This is a genomic window from Saccharopolyspora sp., assembly GCF_017434145.1.
In the GTDB taxonomy this organism is placed as follows: Bacteria; Actinomycetota; Actinomycetes; order Mycobacteriales; family Pseudonocardiaceae; genus Saccharopolyspora_C; species Saccharopolyspora_C galaxeae.
This window is the reverse complement of sequence record NZ_JAFRFW010001005.1, coordinates 1-4,636: the sequence shown is the minus strand read 5'-3', so window position 1 is coordinate 4,636 and position 4,636 is coordinate 1. Positions and strand designations below refer to the sequence as shown.

General features: G+C 72.0%; 6 protein-coding genes. 3 read left to right on the top strand and 3 right to left on the bottom strand.

Going from position 1 to position 4,636, the window contains the following annotated elements; translation table 11 throughout:
- Nucleotides 1-22: 22 nt before the first annotated feature.
- From IJH84_RS27410 to IJH84_RS27400, 3 genes are all read right to left on the bottom strand, one after another.
- Nucleotides 23-700, bottom strand: coding sequence for a GntR family transcriptional regulator (locus tag IJH84_RS27410; RefSeq protein ID WP_295150721.1), 678 nt, complete (start codon nucleotides 698-700; stop codon nucleotides 23-25).
- Between the two features lie 140 nt (nucleotides 701-840).
- Nucleotides 841-1,161: a ferredoxin gene (gene fdxA / locus IJH84_RS27405; RefSeq protein ID WP_295150718.1), complete on the bottom strand. Its 321-nt coding sequence runs from the start codon at nucleotides 1,159-1,161 to the stop codon at nucleotides 841-843.
- A gap of 126 nt (nucleotides 1,162-1,287) precedes the next feature.
- Nucleotides 1,288-2,667: an NAD(P)/FAD-dependent oxidoreductase gene (locus IJH84_RS27400; protein ID WP_295150715.1), complete on the bottom strand. Its 1,380-nt coding sequence runs from the start codon at nucleotides 2,665-2,667 to the stop codon at nucleotides 1,288-1,290.
- A gap of 171 nt (nucleotides 2,668-2,838) precedes the next feature.
- Between IJH84_RS27400 and IJH84_RS27395 the strand changes: the two genes are divergently transcribed.
- From IJH84_RS27395 to IJH84_RS27385, 3 genes are all read left to right on the top strand, one after another.
- Nucleotides 2,839-3,075, top strand: a complete 237-nt coding sequence (locus IJH84_RS27395; protein WP_295150712.1) for a hypothetical protein — start codon at nucleotides 2,839-2,841, stop codon at nucleotides 3,073-3,075.
- A 111-nt stretch (nucleotides 3,076-3,186) separates the two neighbouring features.
- A complete protein-coding gene (locus IJH84_RS27390) occupies nucleotides 3,187-3,606 on the top strand; it encodes a CBS domain-containing protein (RefSeq protein WP_295150709.1) in 420 nt (139 codons plus the stop codon).
- A 314-nt stretch (nucleotides 3,607-3,920) separates the two neighbouring features.
- Entirely contained in the window at nucleotides 3,921-4,577 is a 657-nt protein-coding gene (locus tag IJH84_RS27385; protein WP_200070664.1) for a response regulator transcription factor, read from the top strand.
- Nucleotides 4,578-4,636 lie beyond the last annotated feature (59 nt).

The window sequence follows — 4,636 nt, the reverse complement described above, 5'->3', positions numbered from 1 at the left end:
CGCTGGTGGCGGAAGTCGGCTGTCAGGAGCGCGGCGCGGGGGACAAGGCCGGGCCCAGGTGGGTGCGGGTGGCCTCCCGATGGGCGTCCATCAGCTCGATGGCGCGTTCATTGTTGCCGCGGCGCAGCGCGGTGATCAGCTGCCGGTGCTCGCGGACGATGCGCCGCCGCGCCGCCTCGTCGTAGACGTAGACGGTGCGGTACGCCTCGGTGCGCTTCCAGACCCGCTCGATCTCGTCGACGACCAGGTCCAGCCCGGAGCAGCGGAACACCGCGAAGTGGAACTCGTGGTTGAGCTCCATGATCCGCGGCACGTCCGGACCCGCTCCCGCCTCGGCGATCCGGTCGTTGATCTCGGAGAGCCGGGCGAGCTGCTCGGCGCCGAGCCGGGGCAGTTCCCGCAACACCACCGCCTCCAACGCAGCGCGCATCAGGTACGCCTGGCGCAGCTCCTCGGCGGAAAGGCGGGTCACCGTGTAGCCGACGTTGCGCTCGTGCCGCAGCACGCCTTCGGCCTCCAGCGCCTGCAACGCTTCGCGCACCGGTACGCGGCTGACACCGAGGCGTTCGGCCAACGCCTCCTGCCGCAACGCCTGACCGGGCAGCAGTTCCTGGTCGCGCAGCATGCGGCGGATCTCGTCGACCGCGCGGTGCACCGAACTCCGCGCCCGCGCGAAGCCGTCACTCGCCGAATCGCTCACTGACCCCGTCGTGCCCACTGCGCCCACTGTTCCCGCTCGCCTGACCACGGGCCGACCCGGCCCGATCCGCGCGCATCATCGTACGGGGCTCGACCGCGCACTCCGGTGCAGAGCGCGGACCGGGCGGGCGGGCCGCCGGCTCACTCGGCCTGCGGCGGCAGTTCGGTGACCGGCGGGACGTCGCGGTCGACCTTGCCGACCTCGGCAGCGCCGCCGGGGGAGCCGAGTTCGCTGAAGAACTCGGCGTTCGCCTGCGTGTACGGCTCGTACTCGGCGGGCACGTCGTCTTCGAAGTAGATCGCGTCCACCGGGCACACCGGCTCGCACGCCGCGCAGTCGATGCATTCGTCGGGGTGGATGTAGAGCATCCGCCCGCCTTCGTAGATGCAATCCACCGGGCACTCGTCCACGCACGCGCGGTCGAGCACGTCCACGCAGGGCTCGGTGATCACGTAGGTCACGGTGCCCTCCTAGTCGCATGTGGTCGGCGCGGCGCACCGCGAACGGCCGCCGCCGCGCACGCAGCAATCAGTACGGAGCCCGGGACTTCCCAGCAGCAGGCGGAGCCGAAACGAGCCGGTGATGCCTCACACCTCCAGCTCCTCCAGCGCGGCGCTGATCGCGCGGTGGAAAGTGGGGTAGCCGTAGATCATCCGCCGCAGGCTCGCCACCGGCACTTCCGCGTGCACCGCCACGGCGAGCGCGCCGACCACCTCGCCGCCGTAGGGCGCGACCACGGTCGCACCGACCAGCACCCCGCGGTCGGCGTCGGCGACGAGCTTGATCAGGCCCTCGTTGCCCTCCTTGTGGATCCAGCCGCGCGGCGACGACGGGATCTCGGTGTTGGCAGTGCGCACCCGGACGCCCTGTTCGGCGGCGGCGGATTCGGTCCGCCCGACGGTGGCGATCTCCGGGTCGGTGAACGTGACCGCCGGAACCGCCCGGTAGTCCGCGGGCGAACCGCCCTGCCCGAGGATGTCCGCCGCGGCGATCGGAGCCTGGTACACCGAGGTGTGCGTGACCGCGCCGTGCCCGGTCACGTCCCCGATCGCCCACACCCCGTCCGCGGCCCGCAGCCGCTCGTCGACCGGGATCGTGCGCGCCTGCTCGTCGAGGCCGACCGCGGCGACGCCAAGACCGGTCAGGTCGGTGCGGCGGCCGGTCGCCACCAGCAGGCGCTGCACCCGCAGTTGCGCTCCGGAATCGAGCTCGGCGTGGAACACCGAACCGTCATGCGACACCCGGCTCAAGCTGGTGCCGGTGCGCACGTCGATCCCTTCGCCGCGCAGCACGCCCTCCAGGCTCCGGGAAGCCTCGGGTTCGCCGGAAGCGAGGATGCGCTCACCGGCCTCGGCCAGCGTCACCGCGCTGCCGAACCGGGCGAAGACCTGCGCGAACTCCAGCCCGACCGGGCCGGCGCCGAGCACCAGCACCGACTCCGGCGCCTCCCGGGCCTGCACCGCGACGCGGGTGGTCCAGCACGGCGTGTCCGCGAGGCCGTCGATCGGCGGCACCGCGGGCTCGGTGCCCGGATTGAGCACGAGCGCGCGGCGGGCACGCAGCACTCGCTGACCACCGCCGGTGAGCGACACGGTCACCTCACCGGGGCCGGTGATCCGGCCGCGGCCGCGGATCAGCTTGCCGCCGGTGGACTCGAAGCGCTCCACGGCCGGTCCGTCGTCCCAGCCGGAGGTGGCCTCGTCGCGGATGCGGTCGGCGACCTCGGTGTAGTCCGGGCGCACCTGCGACGAGCCCGCCAGCGCGGGCACCCGGCGAGCCTCGGCCAGCGATTCGGCCGCGCGCACCATCATCGTCGTCGGGATGCATGCGTAGTACGGGCATTCTCCGCCGACCAGCCGCTCCTCGACCGCGACCACGTCCAGCCCGGCGGCGGCCAGCCTGCCCGCCGCGTCCTCCCCGCCGGGGCCCATGCCGATCACGACCGCGTCGACGTCTTCCGCTGCCATTCGCGCTCCTCGCTCGCTGCTGGACTTCGGCCAAGGGGTGCCCGCGCGCGGCGGGCGTCCACACCTGACCCGTGCACAACCTCTGATCCTCGACGTTCCCGCAGCAACATCGGCGCACCCCTGTCACCGCGAGTGCTGCGGCCCACCGGACGAGTGACTACAACTGGAAGCATGTCCGATACCGACACTTCCGCACTCGTACCGGGGCAGAGCACGGCGCGGGACAACGGTGAGCGGATCGGCCGTTCGCAGGCCGGGCACTTGGTGCTGATGCGCCGCCGGGTCGTCGAACCGGGCTTCGTGGTCACCGTGGACACCCCGCAGCGCCCGGAGCTGCCCAGCGAGGTGATCACCACCGGCTGGGCGCACGCCAACGCCGCTTTCGACCGCCTGATGCGGGAGGGCTGATCCCGGGGCTGGTCGCGGCGGACCGGGAAGCACCAGCGGACAGGCGCCCGGCCGTAAGGGAGAAAGCCGGGGCCCGTAAGGGAGAAAGCCGGGGCCCGAAGGGAGAAGGCCATGACCACCGCACGCGAGATCATGCACAGCGGAGCCCGCTGCGTCGGCGAGGACGAGACCTTGCAGACCGCCGCGCAGATGATGCGGGACCTGCGGGTCGGTTCGCTGCCGATCTGCGGCCGCGACGACCGCCTGCACGGGATGCTCACCGACCGCGACATCGTGCTGCACTGCTGCGCCGAAGGCCGCGACGCCGCCGAGGTCACCGCAGGCGAGGTGGCCGCGGGCACGCCGCACTGGGTCGCCGCCGATGCCGACATGTCCGAGGTGCTGGCGCTGATGGAGCGCTACCAGATCCGGCGCATCCCGGTCATCCACGACCACCGGCTGGCCGGGATGATCAGCGAGGCCGATCTGGCCCGCGGCATCACCGACGAGCAGCTGGCGCACTTCGTGGAGCGGGTTTACGAGATGAGCTGAGCCGCAACCCGGATGCAACGCGGGCGATGTGCAATGGCGGGCGCCGCTGTCGAACGACACGCAAAGGCGGTGTCGGCCATGCCGATCTGCGCGAGTTGCCGTCAACCGATCCCACCGGCCGGACCTTCCGAGGACTTCTGCGGCGAGCAGTGCCAGCGGTACTGGCACTCCCGGAGGGTCAACACCGACGCGGGGCGCCGCGAAGACGACCGCCCGCTGCCCGCCCGCCGCCACCGCGCCGCCAGCGCATAACCCGTTGGGGTGTTTATGCTCGTCAGTGCCTTGTCTTCCAGCTTGCAGGGGGCCGGCGAGCGATGGCGACACGAGTGTTCGTGGTCGACGACCACGAGGTGATCCGGCGCGGCGTGGCCGTGCTGATGAAGTCCGATCCCGAACTGGACCTGGTCGGTGAGGCCGCCTCGTTCGCCGAGGCCGTCGCCCTGGCCCAGCGGGCCGAACCGGACGTGGCCGTGCTGGACGTGCGGCTGCCCGACGGCAACGGGGTCGAGTTGTGCCGCGAGCTGCGGTCGCAGCACCCGCAGCTGCGGTGCCTGATGCTGACGTCCTTCGACGACCACGAGGCGTTGATGGACGCGATCCTGGCCGGTGCTTCCGGCTTCGTGCTCAAAGGCGTGGTCAGCGAGGAGCTGCTCAGCGCGTTGCGCACGGTCGGCGCGGGCAAGTCGCTGCTGAGCCCGCGCAAGACCGAGGCGATGCTGGCCTGGCTGCGCAAGGAGCAGGAACGCGCCGATCCGCTGCGCGAGCTGACGGCGCGCGAGCGCGAGGTGCTGGAGCTGATCGGAGAGGGGCTGACCAACCGCGAGATCTCCGGGCGGATGTACCTCGCGGAGAAGACGATCAAGAACTACGTCTCGCAGCTGCTGGCGAAGCTGGCCATGCGGCACCGCAGCGAGGCCGCGGTGCTGGCCACCGAGCTGCGCCTGGACCGGGGCGGCCGGAGCAAGGACTGACGTGGCCGCCGAGGACCCCGGGCGGGCGCGGCTGCTAGCCGGGTTGCGGGACCTGCGCG

Coding starts and splice junctions, on each gene's coding strand:
- IJH84_RS27400 (WP_295150715.1), bottom strand. CDS start 2,667: ATGGCAGCGGAAGACGTCGACGCGGTCGTGATCGGCATGGGCCCCGGC.
- IJH84_RS27395 (WP_295150712.1), top strand. CDS start 2,839: ATGTCCGATACCGACACTTCCGCACTCGTACCGGGGCAGAGCACGGCG.
- IJH84_RS27390 (WP_295150709.1), top strand. CDS start 3,187: ATGACCACCGCACGCGAGATCATGCACAGCGGAGCCCGCTGCGTCGGC.
- IJH84_RS27385 (WP_200070664.1), top strand. CDS start 3,921: ATGGCGACACGAGTGTTCGTGGTCGACGACCACGAGGTGATCCGGCGC.